This is a genomic window from Shewanella sp. SM95, from assembly GCF_025653595.1.
Lineage (GTDB): Bacteria > Pseudomonadota > Gammaproteobacteria > Enterobacterales > Shewanellaceae > Shewanella > Shewanella oncorhynchi.
In genome coordinates, this window is record NZ_JAKKSE010000004.1 from 246,289 (window position 1) to 262,399 (window position 16,111).

Consider the following 16,111-nt stretch of genomic DNA (forward strand, 5'->3'; position numbering starts at 1 on the left):
TCGCGAATAGTAATGATTTGCATTTAAGTTGGCAACATATGTTTCAGATGTCGTGGTTGAAATGTGCAGTGCTGCGAATAAGTGTTACGAAAAGGCATGTATTTGAGGAAGTAAGATATGGGTTCTCGCAGGAGAAAAGCTTCATAAAAAGTCGCGTCTAAGCTCCATCCCGCTGTAATGTCAAATTTGTTTCATTTTTTTTATAAAAAAGTGATTTATTTTTTGAGTTAACCATCACATCCCACCTTGTTGATCGGGAAACGCAACCTGGCACTTAGTTTGAATCGCACACGACACTTATTTCGTTTACGTAAACGTCAAAATGAAACGGTCGTTTTAATTTGCAGCAATAGCAACAGTCTTTATCATTATGATTTATATGATTTTATCTGACTTACCTCTAGGTTAGTTCAAAACGTTGAGCATTTTCTACTTAGGTCTAATAGAGTAAAAATGCTGTATTTATAAACTTACTATTGGTTATTTAATTACGTAATTAATTACTTTGCGTATTGATTGGTAAAGTTGTCTGACAAGTTTCATTTAACTGCAATTGTCATATGTGATTAAAATGTTTAATTGAATATTTATCAGTTATTTGTCGTTAATTTTCTTGCTTGGTCAGACCAATTTTAGCATGGTTTTTACCTAGGTTAATGCATGTTTTTGTCAATCTTGGACTGTTGCAAATACAAACGTTTGTCGGTAAGTTTTAGTTCGAAACAAACATTTGATGGTTTTTTGGTGAGTTTATAAGCTGTGGTGATTGGGGATGCTACTGCTTTATATGTCAGCGTTAAGCCTGTGATAGTGGAGCCTCTTGGGAGGGCATCAAGATGACGGAACACACTTTGAGTGAACAGCAATTGAATTCGACACTGGGTAAAGCTACAGCAAACGCCACGCTTAATATTGTGGGCCGTGACATTCCAGGCCAAGAAGTCATCTTTACCGAAGGGGCTGTCGCCTTACTCGAATCCCTTTGTCGTGAATTTGCCGACGAAGTACCCGCCTTACTCGCTAAACGTAAAGATAAGCAAGCGCGTATCGATAAAGGCTCATTACCCGACTTTCTGCCTGAAACCCGCGCTATTCGTGATGGTGCATGGCAAATTCGCGGTATTCCTGATGACTTACTTGACCGCCGCGTAGAAATCACAGGTCCCGTTGAACGTAAAATGGTGATTAACGCACTCAACGCCAATGCCAAAGTGTTTATGGCCGATTTCGAAGATTCTTTAGCACCAAGCTGGGAAAAAGTCGTCGAAGGTCAAATCAATCTACGTGATGCAGTGCGTGGCGATATTGAGTACACAGCACCGGACACGGGTAAGCACTATAAATTAGGGCCAAATCCTGCAGTGCTTATTTGCCGCGTTCGTGGTCTGCACCTTAAAGAAAAACACGTGCAGTTTAATGGCAAAGCGATTCCTGGCTCACTGTTTGATTTCGCACTGTATTTCTACCACAACTATCGCCAACTTTTGGCCAAGGGCAGTGGTCCATATTTTTATATTCCTAAGTTAGAAAGTCATATTGAAGCGCGCTGGTGGGCAAAAGTGTTTGCTTTTGTTGAGGAAAGGTTTTGTCTGCAAGCGGGCACGATTAAATGTACTTGCTTGATTGAGACTTTGCCTGCCGTGTTCGAAATGGACGAAATTCTCTATGAACTACGTTCCAATATCGTCGCACTGAACTGTGGTCGTTGGGATTACATCTTCAGCTATATCAAAACATTAAAACGTCATAGCGACCGAGTCTTACCGGATCGCCAAGCCGTCACTATGGATACGCCTTTCTTAAGCGCTTATTCAAGACTCTTGATTAAGACCTGCCACAAACGCGGTGCCTTAGCGATGGGCGGCATGGCAGCCTTTATTCCTGCTAAAGATCCTGCTCAGAACGAAGCGGTATTGCAGCGAGTTCGTCGAGATAAAGAGCTTGAGGCGCGTAACGGTCACGATGGCACTTGGGTCGCGCACCCTGGCCTTGCCGACACCGCTATGGGGATTTTCAACGAATACATAGGCCAAGATCACTGTAATCAATTACATATTACCCGTGATGTAGACGCACCGATCCTTGCCAGCGAGTTACTTAAAACCTGCGACGGTGAGCGCACCGAACAGGGGATGCGTCTGAACATTCGTATCGCACTGCAGTATTTAGAGGCGTGGATCAGCGGCAACGGTTGCGTACCTATTTACGGCTTAATGGAAGATGCGGCTACGGCTGAGATCTCTAGAGCCTCAATTTGGCAATGGATCCAACACGGTAAGTCGCTGTCAAACGGCAAACTCGTGACCAAGCAACTCTTTAAAGACATGTTGGTTGAAGAGCTGTCGAACGTGAAAAAAGAAGTGGGTAGCGACAGATTCACCCATGGCAAATTCACCCAAGCAGCCGTGTTGCTTGAAGACATTACCACTTCCGACGAGCTGGTCGATTTCTTAACCTTACCCGGTTACGAAATGCTGACAGCTTAGAATGAACTCATTTGCTTGAACCGTTTTAGGTAAACCAGATTTAGCTGTGGCGGGGCTACCGCCAACCAAACAATTTAGCAGAGTGAAACTGGGGGGCAGTTTCATGATAGCTACAACATCAAAGAGAAAGGAGCGACACTATGACTAAGGCAACGACTCAGACTTCACGTCAAGAGCAGATTGATGCAATCAAGCGAGATTGGGCAGAAAACCCACGTTGGAAACACGTGCGTCGTCCTTATACCGCAGAAGAAGTGGTTGCGCTTCGCGGTTCAATCGTGCCTGAGAATACTATCGCTAAGCGCGGTGCTACTAAGTTATGGGAATTGGTTAACGGTGGCGCTAAAAAAGGCTATGTGAATTCATTGGGTGCGTTAACGGGTGGTCAAGCGGTACAACAGGCGAAAGCGGGTATCGAAGCGATTTACCTTTCAGGTTGGCAAGTGGCAGCCGATGCTAACTTAGCCGGCACTATGTACCCAGATCAATCTTTATACCCAGCCAACTCTGTGCCCGCTGTGGTATCACGTATCAATAACTCTTTCCGTCGTGCTGATCAAATTCAGTGGGGCAATGGCGTTAATTCAGAAGATGAAAAATTTGTTGATTACTTTCTGCCAATCATTGCTGACGCAGAAGCGGGTTTTGGCGGCGTATTAAATGCCTTCGAACTGATGAAGTCGATGATCGACGCGGGCGCTGCCGGTGTTCACTTTGAAGATCAGTTAGCTTCAGTGAAAAAATGTGGCCACATGGGTGGCAAAGTATTAGTGCCAACCCAAGAAGCGGTACAAAAGCTGGTTGCTGCACGTTTAGCGGCGGATGTGAGCGGTGTCGATACACTGGTTATCGCACGTACCGATGCTAACGCGGCCGATTTGTTAACTTCAGATTGCGACCCATACGATCGTGATTTCGTGACTGGCGAGCGCACCAATGAAGGTTTCTACCGTGTTAAAGCTGGTCTTGACCAAGCGATTTCTCGTGGTCTGGCTTATGCTCCGTATGCGGATTTGATTTGGTGTGAAACCGCTAAACCGGATCTTGAAGAAGCGCGTATTTTTGCTGAAGCGATTCATGCTCAGTACCCAGATCAACTGCTTGCTTATAACTGTTCGCCTTCGTTCAACTGGAAGAAAAATCTGGACGACGCCACTATCGCGCGCTTCCAACAAGCATTGTCAGATATGGGCTACAAGTACCAGTTCATCACTTTAGCTGGCATCCACAACATGTGGTACAACATGTTCGACCTCGCTTACGACTATGCTCGTGGCGAAGGTATGAAGCATTATGTTGAAAAAGTTCAAGAAGTTGAGTTTGCAGCAGCGAAGAAAGGTTACACCTTCGTGGCGCACCAACAGGAAGTGGGCACAGGTTATTTCGACCAAGTGACTACGGTTATTCAAGGTGGCCATTCTTCAGTGACTGCACTGACTGGGTCTACCGAAGAAGAACAGTTTTAAGCAGTAGAAGCGCTTAGGATGATCCATTGTGATTGTGGATTAATCCTTAGCACGCCTTATGCTGATGTATCTGGTGAGGCGTGGTTAAAAACTCGAAATAGAGGGCAAGAGCGGACTGTGATGAGTTACCGAGCTTGCAGCTTAAATCTCGAGTTGAGTATGAAAGAGTGTTACCCGTAAGCCTGTGTTTAGCTGCTTTGCAGCTGTTGTCCCCGTGCAGTTCGCCTACATGTGCTGCGCGGGTTTTTAAGTCAAACCTTGTGACTTAACTTCCTACCCAGTAAGTTTTTTGCTTGCCTTAGCTTGGCGACTCTATGAGTCGCTATTTTTTTGCTTATTGGTTCACTATTGTGCTGATTAATATGGTGCAACTCTGATGCGACTTGGTGCAATAATCGGATTATTTTACAGCAGCTTATTGCTATCTCATTGTTATTTAATAGCTATCAAATGTGGCCTGAATAATGCTCTTAATATCACGGGAAGTTACAGCTCATTAAAGCTGATTATTGGCATTCACATTGAGGTCACCGCCATGAAATATTACAGTCGCCGTTTAGTTAAACCTGAACATTTAAATCCAGCAAATACCCTGTTTGGCGGTCAGTTGCTCAGTTGGATAGACGAGGAGGCCGCTATCTTTGCTGCCTGCCAGATGAAGAGCACCAGCCATGTGACTAAGCTGATTTCTGAAATCAACTTTATGACGCCAGCGCATCAAGGGGATGTGATTGAGTTTGGTCTGGAGCTAGTGAGTCTCGGCCACAGTTCTATTACCGTGAGCTGTCAAGTACGCAATAAAATGACGCAGGCGCCAGTGGTGAGTATAGATAAGATGGTGTTTGTGCATGTGAATGCCCAAGGATTGCCTGTGCCCCATGGTATTCGGGCGAATGCGGCTTAAGGGGGCGTGGCGCTTAAAATGCGTGATGCTTAAATGTATAAGATGCTTAAAATGTGCAGTGACGCCTAGGCGTCACTGTCATTAGTCTTTGGTTAAATCTTCTTTTACCGATTTGACCGCATCCCGTGAAGCATGACCTATGGCTTTTGTCGTGTCTCTAGTCGCGTGGCCTATCTCAGTGGTGACTTCTTTAGTCGTTGTGCCGATGGCACGGCCTGCGTCCTTTAAATCCGCACAGGCGGATGTAGCGAGTAATAAAGGAATAATAATGAGCGTCGCTTTATTCATTGTGATGCCAATCCTCAATTTAAGTTCGTAACTCAATTTACTGGGCCTTGCCATTTTTACTGTGCAAAATGACATTCGGGACAATATAACAGATCTTGAGCTGAATCACGCTATGGCGACATTATCTGCTGAGCCGCTGTTGCAATGTTTCTGTTCGAGTATCAACCGAGTGAGTGAAACTAAGAGCATTAAATGACGTCGTGGGTTGAGTTATCGAACTCGACAAATAAAAACGCCAGTGGCGTTTTGCGCACTGGCGTCTAAGGTCGCTAAATAATACTGCAAAGATTATTCGAGTTTGGCTAAGCGTTGTTGATAGTCTTCAATCAGGTGCTGCATGATTTCTTCTGGCGCCGCATCGTCACAGCAATCGTCTAAAAAGATTTTAAAGGTGACTAAGGCATGGCCGTCATTTTTGAGTCTGTCACTCTGCATTGAGAAGTAAGCATCTTCATTTTCGGCTTTACGAACCACAAACTTATTCGTTTCGAAGGTTTTTTCCCCAGAAAGCTCGTGCCATTTAGTGATGCGATTTAACGCGATCTCACAGGACTGGTTCATTTCAATATGATTTAACCAAGTAACGGGATGTTCAGGATCTTTGTAATGTGGACATCTAACTGTGTAGTTATATACATGGGTGATTGCAGTCATAGCGTACCTACCTGTTCGAGGATATTGTTGCCATCATAGGCATCGTTTTTGAATTCGGTCAATCATTAATTAAGTCTATATAGCCTTGATGTTTTTTGACGGAGAAGGATAGTTACTGCATGAAAATTAACCATTTACTTAATCTGTCATGTCTCTATTTAGCATGAGTTTTATGCCAATAACTTTGTGCTAGATCTCAGTTTTGGGTGAAGTTTCGCTTTTGCTGAATTACTGATTAATAAAGCAACAACTTGGTCGTCAGTAAGTCTTATTGATAAAAAGAGTTAACAGCGGAGTAAATAGGTTAATTAAACTTTGATGGGAGCTATACGGGTAACTGGCAGCATAAGTTGTCGCAGAGGAAACGCAGAAGGCAGAATGGACAGAGGCCCATTCGTTAAAACGGGCCTCTCAGCTGGCTTCATCTTTTGCAGGGAAAAAGCGAACTGGGGCCATCTTATCGGATCTGTAACAGTCTGTAACCCACAGAGATCACGTTTTTTATATCATTTTGCTATGAATATTTTAGGTTCAGATCCTTTCTTCTTGAATATGCTGATTTGTGAGTGTTTTGTCAGTGCAAAGGTGCATAGACACTGAGTTTTATGTTGGTTTTTGTTACTCAATTTTTAAGATAGTAACTTACCTCACCATCTTGTTGATACAGGTGTAAAAAAGGCCCCAATAGTGCAGCAATAATCTGTGCACTATTGGAGCCTAAAACGAATTCATTGGAGGATGAAGTCGTGTTTACGCACTAGCAGGACAATAAGTCGTTATCCAGCAAGTTAGCGCACGATTACAGTGCGATAACTTGCGATTGGTAAGGTATGGCGATTACAGCGCACAATTACAGCGCATTAGTGAAGATCTGACAGATCTCCGCATGGGTTGCTTGCTTTGGATTCGTGAATCCACAGGCATCTTTTAACGCGTTATCCGCAAGTGTTGGAATATCTTCCGCTTTCACGCCTAATAAGGTCAGGTTTTCAGGGATCTTAACCGCAACAGACAGTTTTTTGATTGCCGCTATCGCCGCACTAGCACCTTGCTCATCTGTCATCGCAGACACATCGACACCCATAGCCTTGGCAATGTCTTTTAAGCGAGCAGGGACGACCTGGGCGTTGTATTCCTGCACATGGGGCAGCAGCAGGGCGTTGCACACACCGTGGGGCAGATCGTAGAAACCGCCTAATTGGTGCGCCATCGCATGCACATAACCTAAGCTGGCATTGTTAAACGCCATACCCGCTAAGAACTGGGCGTAGGCCATTTGTTCACGGGCGTTGATGTCTTGACCGTTTTCAACTGCGTTGACTAAGTTAGCTTGAATCAATTCCATGGCCTTGATCGCACAGGCGTCGGTGATCGGGTTAGCAGCAATAGACACATAGGCTTCAACCGCGTGAGTCAGTGCATCCATACCGGTTGCGGCAGTTAGGCTCGCAGGCTTTTTCAGCATTAACTCAGGGTCGTTGACCGACAGCAAAGGCGTGGTGTGTTTATCGACAATCGCCATTTTAATGTGGCGGGCTTCGTCGGTAATGATACAGAAGCGCGTCATTTCACTGGCTGTGCCTGCCGTCGTATTAATGGCTACTAACGGCAACTGTGGTTTTGCGGATTGATCTAACCCTTCATAGTCTTTAATACTGCCGCCATTGGTGGCAACAAGGGCGATACCCTTGGCGCAATCATGGGGTGATCCGCCGCCGAGTGAAATCACAAAGTCACACTTGTTGGCTTTTAACAGGGCTAAACCCGCTTCGACGTTCGTCACTGTTGGGTTAGGTTGTACGCCATCATAGATGGTGGCGGTAATGCCATTTTGACCGAGTTTTTCGGCCACTTCACCCACTAAGCCAATCTTGACTAAGGGTTTATCTGTCACTATGAGTGCGTGTTTAAAGCCTAAGGTTTTGATGTCACCGATAGCATCATCCACTGCGCCTTGGCCTAATACGTTGACAGAAGGAATAAAAAATTTAGCAGCCATAAAATCCACCTATTTGCTTGTAAAGATTAAGTTGTGTTCTTTTCTGGTGATCAAGCTACCAATTTGGAGGTAGTGAAAGTGTGAGCTTGATCGAGTTCGGCGCTTATCTGAGGGTAATTTCCCACTAAAGTTGGAACTGGGTAACTAAATTTCGGACTTTTATGACGGGTATTAGTGTTGGCGTACGATATGGTTTTTTTAGCGTTGTTAGCGCCCCTGGTGATGCATCATTTCTGTGCATTTTTCGTTTACTTTTTATCCCACTTTCTTATCCAGAGTTTGACGGCTCAATTGTTAAATCTAACAGAGGTTAAACCTCATTAATACTCTCATTCGTAGCATTAACTCCAGTTAATTAGTTTGATATCTAATATTAATTTATGCGTGCTGCTGTGGTTGTGGTAGGGCCTCAAGTCAAAGAAATCTATACATTTATCTTGTTTTTACAGATTAATTCTTTTTTACATAACTAACTTGTGAGCTTTGTCACTGTGCTATTTTAGGTTGATAGTTACATCACTAATCATTATCATGATTGTTAATTGAACGTTCAATTAACGTCGTTCAGAGTATTGAGAGAGTGGTTATTCCTTGAGTATTTATGCCTAAAACCGCCATGAAATTGATACGCAGACAGCAGCTTATCGATGCGACATTAGCATCGGTTGCCTTGCATGGATTGCAGCACACGACCATCAACAGCATTAGTCAGTTGGCGGGGATGTCGTCGGGGATCATCAGTCATTATTTCAGTGGTAAGCAGGGCTTAATCCAAGCGACGCTGCGCCACTTGCTCGAGCAGTTAAAGCAAGCATTGCTCAATCGAATCCAAGGACAAGTGTTGGCGCCAACAGAGCGCTTAATGATGATAGTTGAAGCGAATTTTACCGAGTTACAGCGCTCACGAAATGTCACTCACACTTGGCTGAGTTTTTGGGCACAGGCCGTCCACGATCCTCAGTTAGCCCGTTTGCAGAATATCAATAGTCGCCGCTTATACAGCAACTTACATTTTTCCTTTCGGCACGTGTTGCCCAAAGAGTTTGCCCTGATGGCTGCTGAGCAAACGGCGGCGATGATCGATGGATTCTGGTTACGCAGTGCCTTAAGTGAAACCCCTGAGCAGGATTTTGTTCAGGCCGAAAAATTATGCAAAACCTTTATCCATAACGTGATAAAGCAGCATGGAGTTAATACATGTCAGTATCAGTAGAAGTTCAGTACAACTTTATTGCGGGTCAGTTGCTCGCTAACGACAGCGGCGAAACCTTCGACGTCGTCAATCCTGCCACGGGGCAATTGGCGTATCGAGTGCAAGTGGCCGATGAAAAAATTCAGCAAGCGGCCATCGAGAGCGCCAAAAAAGGCTTTGCTATTTGGTCTGCCATGAGTGCCACCGAACGCAGCCGTATTCTGTTAAACGCGGTCGCATTATTGCGGGCTCGTAATGATGAACTCGCGGCAATCGAAGTGTGCGATACAGGTAAACCTTGGCAAGAAGCCTCAGTGGTTGATGTGGTCACAGGCGCAGATGCTATCGAGTTTTTCGCCCATATTGCCCCAGGGCTTGAAGGCGCGCAGCAGCAAGTCGGTGGGGATTTTTATTACACCCGCCGTGAGCCTTTAGGCATTTGTGCTGGCATTGGCGCGTGGAATTATCCATTGCAAATCGCCTGTTGGAAGGCGGCGCCTGCCTTAGCTAGCGGCAATGTGATGATTTTTAAACCTTCGGAAGAAACGCCGCTTGGCGCACTGAAATTAGCGCAACTCTTAAGTGAGGCGGGTTTACCTGATGGCGTATTTAACGTTGTAATGGGCGATGGCAAGGTTGGCGCTTGGTTAACGGGGCATCCGGATATTGCCAAAGTGTCCTTCACGGGCGAAGTCGGTACTGGCAAGAAAGTCATGGCCGCGGCGGCAAGTTCATTAAAAGACGTCACTATGGAACTCGGCGGTAAATCACCGCTTATCGTGTTTGACGATACCGATATCGACAATGCCGTTTCAGGTGCCATGCTCGGTAACTTCTATACCCAAGGTGAAGTCTGTACCAATGGGACGCGGGTGTTTGTCCATGAGTCGGTTTATCCACGCTTTATCGAAAAACTGCTTATGCGTACTCAAACTAATATTGTGGTGGGCGATCCTATGGCGCCAGAGACTAACTTTGGCGCCTTGATCTCCAAAGACCACCAGCAAAAAGTGCTCGATTATATTCAGCAAGGTATCGATGACGGCGCAACGCTGCTCACCGGTGGCACAGCATTAACGCCGGAAAATGCTCCCAATGGTTACTTTGTCGCCCCAACCATTTTTACCGATTGCACCGACGAGATGCGCATCTGCCAAGAGGAAATCTTTGGTCCTGTGATGTCGGTACTCACCTTTAAAGATGAAGCCGAAGTGATTGCTCGGGCAAACAATACCGCCATGGGCTTAGCCGCTGGGGTGTTCACTCAAGATATCAGCCGTGCCCATCGGGTTATTCATCAGTTACAAGCGGGTATTTGTTGGATCAATGCCTATGGTGCATCGCCAGCCGAAATGCCGGTAGGTGGATATAAGTTGTCGGGTATTGGCCGTGAAAACGGTAGCGAGACACTCAAGCATTACACCCAAGTTAAAGCCGTTTACGTGGGTCTACAGCCCTTAGAAAGCCCATTTTAAGGAGGCATTTTGGCCCAGTCATTAGAGCAAAAATATTATAACTACATCATAGTTGGCGCAGGCTCAGCGGGTTGTGTGCTCGCCAATCGCTTGTCAAAGGATCCTAAAAACGAAGTGCTGTTATTAGAAACCGGAGGCAGTGATAAGAGTATCTTTATTCAAATGCCGACGGCGTTATCAATTCCGATGAACAGCCCTAAATATGCTTGGCAGTTTGAGACGCAGCCTGAGCCGTATTTAGATAATCGCAAAATGCATTGTCCTCGGGGCAAGGTGCTTGGCGGTTCATCGTCGATCAATGGCATGGTATACGTTCGTGGTCATGCTAGGGACTTTGATGAGTGGCAGGCGCAAGGGGCGACCAACTGGAATTACAGCCATTGCTTACCGTACTTTAAAAAGGCGGAAACCTGGGCCTTTGGTGGCGATGAGTATCGCGGCGAGTCTGGACCGTTAGGCGTGAATAACGGTAATCAGATGCAGAATCCCCTGTACCAAGCCTTTGTGGATGCGGGCATTGCGGCGGGGTATTTATCGACCGCCGATTATAATGCCGCGCAGCAAGAAGGCTTTGGCCCTATGCACATGACGGTCAAAAAAGGCGTGCGTTGGTCTACCGCTAATGCCTATTTACGCCCAGCGATGGCTAGACGTAACCTCACGGTTGTGACCCACGCTTTAGTGCATAAAGTGTTATTGGAAGGACAAACAGCCGTTGGCGTTCGCATTGAGCACAAAGGCAAAGTTGAAGATATTCGCTGCAATAAAGAAGTGATTTTAGCTGCTGGTTCAATAGGTTCGCCGCATTTGTTGCAATTATCAGGTATTGGCGATCCCCAAGTATTGGCTGATGCAGGGGTCGAGTTACAACATGAGTTGCCCGGTGTTGGTCAGAATTTACAGGATCATTTAGAGTTTTATTTCCAATTCAAATGCCTTAAACCGATTTCACTCAATGGCAAGCTAGATCCTTTCAGCAAGTTCTTAATCGGTGCACGGTGGATCTTAGATAAGTCTGGCCTAGGGGCCACAAATCACTTTGAATCCTGTGGTTTTATTCGCTCAAAAGCGGGTCTGGAGTGGCCGGATTTGCAGTACCACTTTTTACCTGCGGCCATGCGTTACGATGGCAAAGAAGCCTTTGCGGGTCATGGGTTTCAGGTGCATGTGGGCCATAACAAGCCTAAAAGTCGTGGTGCCGTGACCTTAGTGTCGGCAGATCCAAAAGTGCCGCCCAAAATTCAGTTCAATTATTTACAGCATCCCGATGATATTGAAGGCTTTAGGGCCTGCGTGCGTTTGACCCGTGAGATCATCAATCAAGCGCCATTCGATGAGTATCGCGGTGAGGAAATTCAACCCGGCATACAAGTGCAAACCGATGCGCAAATCGATGCCTTTGTGCGTCAATCGGTTGAGAGTGCTTACCATCCTTCTTGTTCGTGCAAGATGGGCATGGATGCGATGGCGGTGGTGGATCCCGAAACCCGCGTGCATGGATTGCAGAATTTACGGGTGGTGGATTCTTCTATTTTCCCGACTATCCCGAACGGCAATTTGAACGCGCCGACCATAATGTTGGCTGAGCGCGCCGCGGATCTGATTTTAGAGGCTGAGATGTTAGTGCCAGCAGATTCCGCCGTTGTGGTTGCCGACGCTTGGCAAACCACACAAAGAAGTACTGCGACAAGTTAAAGCCATAAGTTAACAACACGCCTGCTCAGTCCGTCGTATCGACGGACTGGCGGCTTCAATTTTGAAGTGACTCATTAATTGATGGCTCAAAACTCATTAATTGATGACTCAAAAGGGTCATGATTTATTTTATCTAAAGGGTCGGTCAGCCCGCAGTGAGTGTGCAAATGACCGCTTTCACGACTGATCATCTATCAGGGTTTAACTATCGCGGAGTGTTTTTAAGTAGCGATATTTAAGGCTTGAGGGCAGAACGTTGCCTTTAAAAATGGTTCAGTTTTTATTATTAAATAAAAACATGGAGTTACATTTTATGGGTTTATATCCAGATGCCGACTTACACCCAGTATCGACTGGGACTGAGTGCTCATTATGACTTGGTTATTATCCGCAGGGATACTGTTCACTTTTACCGCGATTGCGTTTGTGATTTATCGCTGGGGCAATATTCGCTGTATCGGGGTGACGCCTGTGCGTACTTTTACCTTTATCGCGATTCTGTTTACCTCAGGACTTGATGTCGGCTTGATCATGTTTCCGCTCACCGAGTTTGCGGGTTACGCCAATGTGGCGGCGAGTCCTGAATACGGCTTTAGTAATCCACTGGCGATTGAGTTTGGCTTCTGGGCCTTCTTGATTTGGAGCTTCTACTTTTTAACCTGTTTCTATTTTTGTGTCATCGAGCCTAGGGTGAAGTTTTTTGATATTCCTTGGGTTAAGTTCATTAATAATATCGTAATTATTGGCACCTGCGCCTTTACCGCCTATTTGCTATTGAGCAATTTACCTTGGTATTTACCCGAATTAGGTGATGGCGAAACTATAGTCGGTAGCTTCTATTTAATCGTATTTATGGTGATCGCCGCGGCTGTGTATTCCAGCACTAGCATACGTTATGTGCGTATCTTGAGTCTGGCTAGCACTTGGTTGTTTTTAGGCTTGATTGCCATGATGTGGGCCAGTGCATTTTTATCGGCTGACTCGAGTGTGGGCGAGTTCTTTACGACCTTTGCCATGCTGGGTGACTACTTCGGCAATATTCAACATTTTATGTTACCCATCAACGACTACCATGAGTTTTATCTGTTCTGGTGGTTTGCGTGGAGCATTATGATCGGTCAATTTACCTCGCGCTTTGTCGGCGGCATGAAAACATATCAAGTGCTGTTGGCCATGATGGTGTTTCCGTCTATCCCCATCGCTATCTGGTTCACCGTACTTTATTACTACAGCGCCAATGGCTTAGATACTTCGGGCTTCTATAATCTGGCGATGGTGATTGTGGGAATTACTTTTGTAATCAACTCACTCGACTCACTGGTGCGCCTGTATACCGATAATCTTAATTTGACCATTGAGCGGTTAGGCAAGCCTAAATATGTCAGCTTTAACTTAGTCTTGCTCTGCAGTCTGACATTACTCTTTCAATTAGACTTTCTTCAAATTCAATGGGTTGGTGCAATCGCACTGGGCCTGATCTTTAGCTGTTTTGGTTACATCATGATGACGCAATTGCAAACTGTTCGTGCCATTGAGCGCTCGCCAAAAGAGAACAAAATCGACTTTACTAAAATTGAGCTAGCCAACTAATGGAAAAATTAATAATGAAATCAAAATGTTTTTATCTTGTCGCTGGAGGGTTGTTATTGATGTCAACAGCGGCCAATGCCGGATTATCGGCCACTGTAACGGCGACGTCGGATTACACTTTTAATGGTGTCAGCCAAACGGACAGCGGCCCAGCACTGCAAGGCAGTTTGGATTACGGTTTTGATTCGGGATGGTACGTGGGCGGCTTTACCTCGAACGTCGACTTTGGGGGGAACGACAGCACTTGGTTGGAGCTCGATGCCTATGCGGGTAAGTTTTATCAGCTCAATGAGCAACTGAGTTTCGATGTCGGACTGGCTTATTACACTTACCACGGCGAGTCGTTTTCCGATGAGTACAACTATCCTGAGCTGTATAGCAAGTTAGGATATGATAGTTCACTGGGTCACTCTGAGGCTAAGTTGACCTATACATGGGATTACTTTGGTTTGGGTGGTGAGCATTACACTATGTTGCTTGGCCATACTGTCAGTCTCGCTGAAGGACATGATATTCGCTTTAGTGTCGATCGCTCGACATCACTTGATGAGGATAAATGGTCATGGGATGGTGGCAAATCTTTTAATCATTTCCGTATCGCCTATCTGACCAGCTGGAGTGGCTTTGATTTCAGTCTTGCCGCTGAAGATACTAGCATGAACTTAGATACCAGTGACGAGCGCTTAGTGTTGTCGGTATCGCGTCAATTCATGTTGTAATCTAAGGGACTTTTACCATAAAAGTGCCTCCTCTTGGTGAGTTCAGTCGCGCTTTCTGGTAAGGTGCACTCGTTGCTTAGAATGGGGAGAATGAAAAGAACGATGGAAAAGTACGAACAACTGCTCATTTCGCTGCGCCGAGTGATACGCGCTATCGACATTCATTCTCGCCAGCTGAACAAACACTCAGGTTTAACTGGGCCGCAATTGATGGTGATGCAGAAAATCGCCCAATTGGATGCGCCATTGGCTAAAACCGTGGCGGAAGAAATTACGCTGAGCCCTGCGACGGTGACGACCATTATCGATCGACTCGAGGGCCGTGGTTTAGTGATCCGTCTGCGCAGTGAGACTGACAAACGTAAGGTGCATTTATACCTTAGTGATGCGGGCCGAGCGCTGTTACAGGACTCACCTAAACCGCTACAGGATCATTTTATTAAGCGTTATCAAAATCTTGAAGAATGGGAGCAGAGCCAATTGCTCTCAGCCGTTGAGCGTATTGCGACTATGATGGACGCCGATAAAATTGATGCGGCGCCTATGCTCTTGGTAGGGAAGATCCAAGGGGATGAGTAATCGTTTAGCTCATGCTTTAAATTGATTAGATTTTAAAATGAAAAAGCACTGAAGATTCAGTGCTTTTTTGCTTTTAACTCGATGTCGTTTAGCTGTGCGTCTTTTTAGATGTTTAAGCAGCAGGGCAGCTTGTTTTAGCCACAGAGTTAATCAGGATTTCTTGTACTGGCGTGTTGGCAAAACCACCGCTACTTTTTGTTGGAACTATGCTTATCTGATCCGCCACATCCATGCCGTCAACCACTTTGCCAAACACGGCATAACCATAATTGCTCGCAGACGCATCCAAATGTGGATTATCTAACACATTGATAAAGAACTGTGATGTTGCAGAATTAGGGTCATCCGTGCGAGCCATGGAGATAGTGCCACGTTTGTTGCTAATACCGACTGCGGCTTCATTCTTGATGGGGGCATCGCCTGGTTTGCTTTTGAGTCCAGTGGTAAAACCGCCGCCTTGGATCATAAAATTATTAACGGTTCTATGGAATAAGGTGCCGTTATAGAAAGACTTATCAACATACTGCTTAAAGTTTTTACCTGTGATTGGCATGTTCGTTAAGTCAATGGCGAGTGTGATATCGCCTTTTGTGGTTTTCATTAAATAACATACATCCGCAGCTAAGGCTGGCGGAGTGGGATCGGGCGTCGGTGGCGTCGGCGTTAGATCACCATCTGTACTTCCTTCACAACCGGTTAAGGCTATGCAGCCGACAAACAGTAATCCTGATAACTTCTTCATTTCATATCCTTATTCTCAATCATCATTGGGGAGTTTCTGCTTTAGCGTTCCATCGAGCGAGCCTCTGGCGGATAAGCGAGGGCATATCAGGCTCCATGAATGTAATGTTGTTATTATGTTTCTACGCTGTAGCGAGATGAGATGTTGACAGAGGAGAGATAGGCTGTTCAAGTTATAAAGTGCAATTGATACAAAGTGTTGCACCGAACTCACTAGTTGATATGTTTTGGGTCTTATTCATTGGGTTTTAGTTCGAATGCTATGACATATAAATGTCTTACGCCTGTCATGTTATTTTTATGCCTTAGTTCCCTGCTTAGTG

At 45.5% G+C, this 16,111-nt stretch carries 13 protein-coding genes; 9 read left to right on the forward strand and 4 right to left on the reverse strand.

The annotated features are described in order from the left end of the window. Nucleotides 1-836 precede the first annotated feature (836 nt). From aceB to L5M29_RS07960, 3 genes are all read left to right on the forward strand, one after another. Nucleotides 837-2,486, forward strand: a complete 1,650-nt coding sequence (aceB, locus tag L5M29_RS07950) for a malate synthase A (RefSeq protein ID WP_263167146.1) — start codon at nucleotides 837-839, stop codon at nucleotides 2,484-2,486. A gap of 140 nt (nucleotides 2,487-2,626) precedes the next feature. After that, nucleotides 2,627-3,952 (forward strand): isocitrate lyase, encoded by a 1,326-nt coding sequence (gene aceA / locus L5M29_RS07955; RefSeq protein ID WP_263167147.1) that lies wholly within the window; start codon nucleotides 2,627-2,629, stop codon nucleotides 3,950-3,952. A 535-nt stretch (nucleotides 3,953-4,487) separates the two neighbouring features. After that, nucleotides 4,488-4,856: an acyl-CoA thioesterase gene (locus tag L5M29_RS07960; RefSeq protein ID WP_006080843.1), complete on the forward strand. Its 369-nt coding sequence runs from the start codon at nucleotides 4,488-4,490 to the stop codon at nucleotides 4,854-4,856. An 81-nt stretch (nucleotides 4,857-4,937) separates the two neighbouring features. Here L5M29_RS07960 and L5M29_RS07965 read toward each other — a convergent pair whose 3' ends face one another. The 3 genes from L5M29_RS07965 to yiaY form a co-directional block, all read right to left on the reverse strand. After that, the gene (locus L5M29_RS07965; protein WP_028760719.1) at nucleotides 4,938-5,144 is read right to left on the reverse strand and encodes a hypothetical protein; all 207 of its coding nucleotides are present in this window, start codon (nucleotides 5,142-5,144) and stop codon (nucleotides 4,938-4,940) included. Nucleotides 5,145-5,432: 288 nt separating this feature from the next. Continuing rightward, nucleotides 5,433-5,798 (reverse strand): hypothetical protein, encoded by a 366-nt coding sequence (locus L5M29_RS07970; protein WP_028760718.1) that lies wholly within the window; start codon nucleotides 5,796-5,798, stop codon nucleotides 5,433-5,435. Between the two features lie 850 nt (nucleotides 5,799-6,648). Continuing rightward, nucleotides 6,649-7,797: an L-threonine dehydrogenase gene (gene yiaY / locus L5M29_RS07975; protein ID WP_263167149.1), complete on the reverse strand. Its 1,149-nt coding sequence runs from the start codon at nucleotides 7,795-7,797 to the stop codon at nucleotides 6,649-6,651. Between the two features lie 601 nt (nucleotides 7,798-8,398). Between yiaY and betI the strand changes: the two genes are divergently transcribed. The 6 genes from betI to L5M29_RS08005 all read left to right on the forward strand — a co-directional run bounded on the left by betI (nucleotide 8,399) and on the right by L5M29_RS08005 (nucleotide 15,047). Further along, nucleotides 8,399-9,010 carry a transcriptional regulator BetI gene (gene betI / locus L5M29_RS07980; protein ID WP_263167150.1) on the forward strand — a complete coding sequence of 204 codons (612 nt, stop codon included), beginning with the start codon at nucleotides 8,399-8,401 and terminating at the stop codon, nucleotides 9,008-9,010. Further along, on the forward strand, nucleotides 8,995-10,464 hold the full coding sequence (betB, locus tag L5M29_RS07985; protein WP_263167153.1) for a betaine-aldehyde dehydrogenase: 1,470 nt from the start codon (nucleotides 8,995-8,997) through the stop codon (nucleotides 10,462-10,464). Before betI ends, betB begins: the two co-directional genes overlap by 16 nt. Before the next feature lie 9 nt (nucleotides 10,465-10,473). Next, nucleotides 10,474-12,159, forward strand: coding sequence for a choline dehydrogenase (gene betA / locus L5M29_RS07990; RefSeq protein WP_263167156.1), 1,686 nt, complete (start codon nucleotides 10,474-10,476; stop codon nucleotides 12,157-12,159). A 372-nt stretch (nucleotides 12,160-12,531) separates the two neighbouring features. Further along, the gene (locus tag L5M29_RS07995) at nucleotides 12,532-13,749 is read left to right on the forward strand and encodes a BCCT family transporter (RefSeq protein ID WP_263167159.1); all 1,218 of its coding nucleotides are present in this window, start codon (nucleotides 12,532-12,534) and stop codon (nucleotides 13,747-13,749) included. Nucleotides 13,750-13,763: 14 nt separating this feature from the next. Beyond that, nucleotides 13,764-14,468 (forward strand): TorF family putative porin, encoded by a 705-nt coding sequence (locus tag L5M29_RS08000; RefSeq protein ID WP_263167162.1) that lies wholly within the window; start codon nucleotides 13,764-13,766, stop codon nucleotides 14,466-14,468. 102 nt (nucleotides 14,469-14,570) lie between these two features. Then, entirely contained in the window at nucleotides 14,571-15,047 is a 477-nt protein-coding gene (locus L5M29_RS08005) for a MarR family winged helix-turn-helix transcriptional regulator (protein ID WP_006080852.1), read from the forward strand. Nucleotides 15,048-15,159: 112 nt separating this feature from the next. On the opposite strand, the gene L5M29_RS08010 is transcribed toward L5M29_RS08005, so the two are convergent. Then, nucleotides 15,160-15,789 carry a peptidylprolyl isomerase gene (locus L5M29_RS08010; RefSeq protein WP_012588211.1) on the reverse strand — a complete coding sequence of 210 codons (630 nt, stop codon included), beginning with the start codon at nucleotides 15,787-15,789 and terminating at the stop codon, nucleotides 15,160-15,162. Nucleotides 15,790-16,111 lie beyond the last annotated feature (322 nt).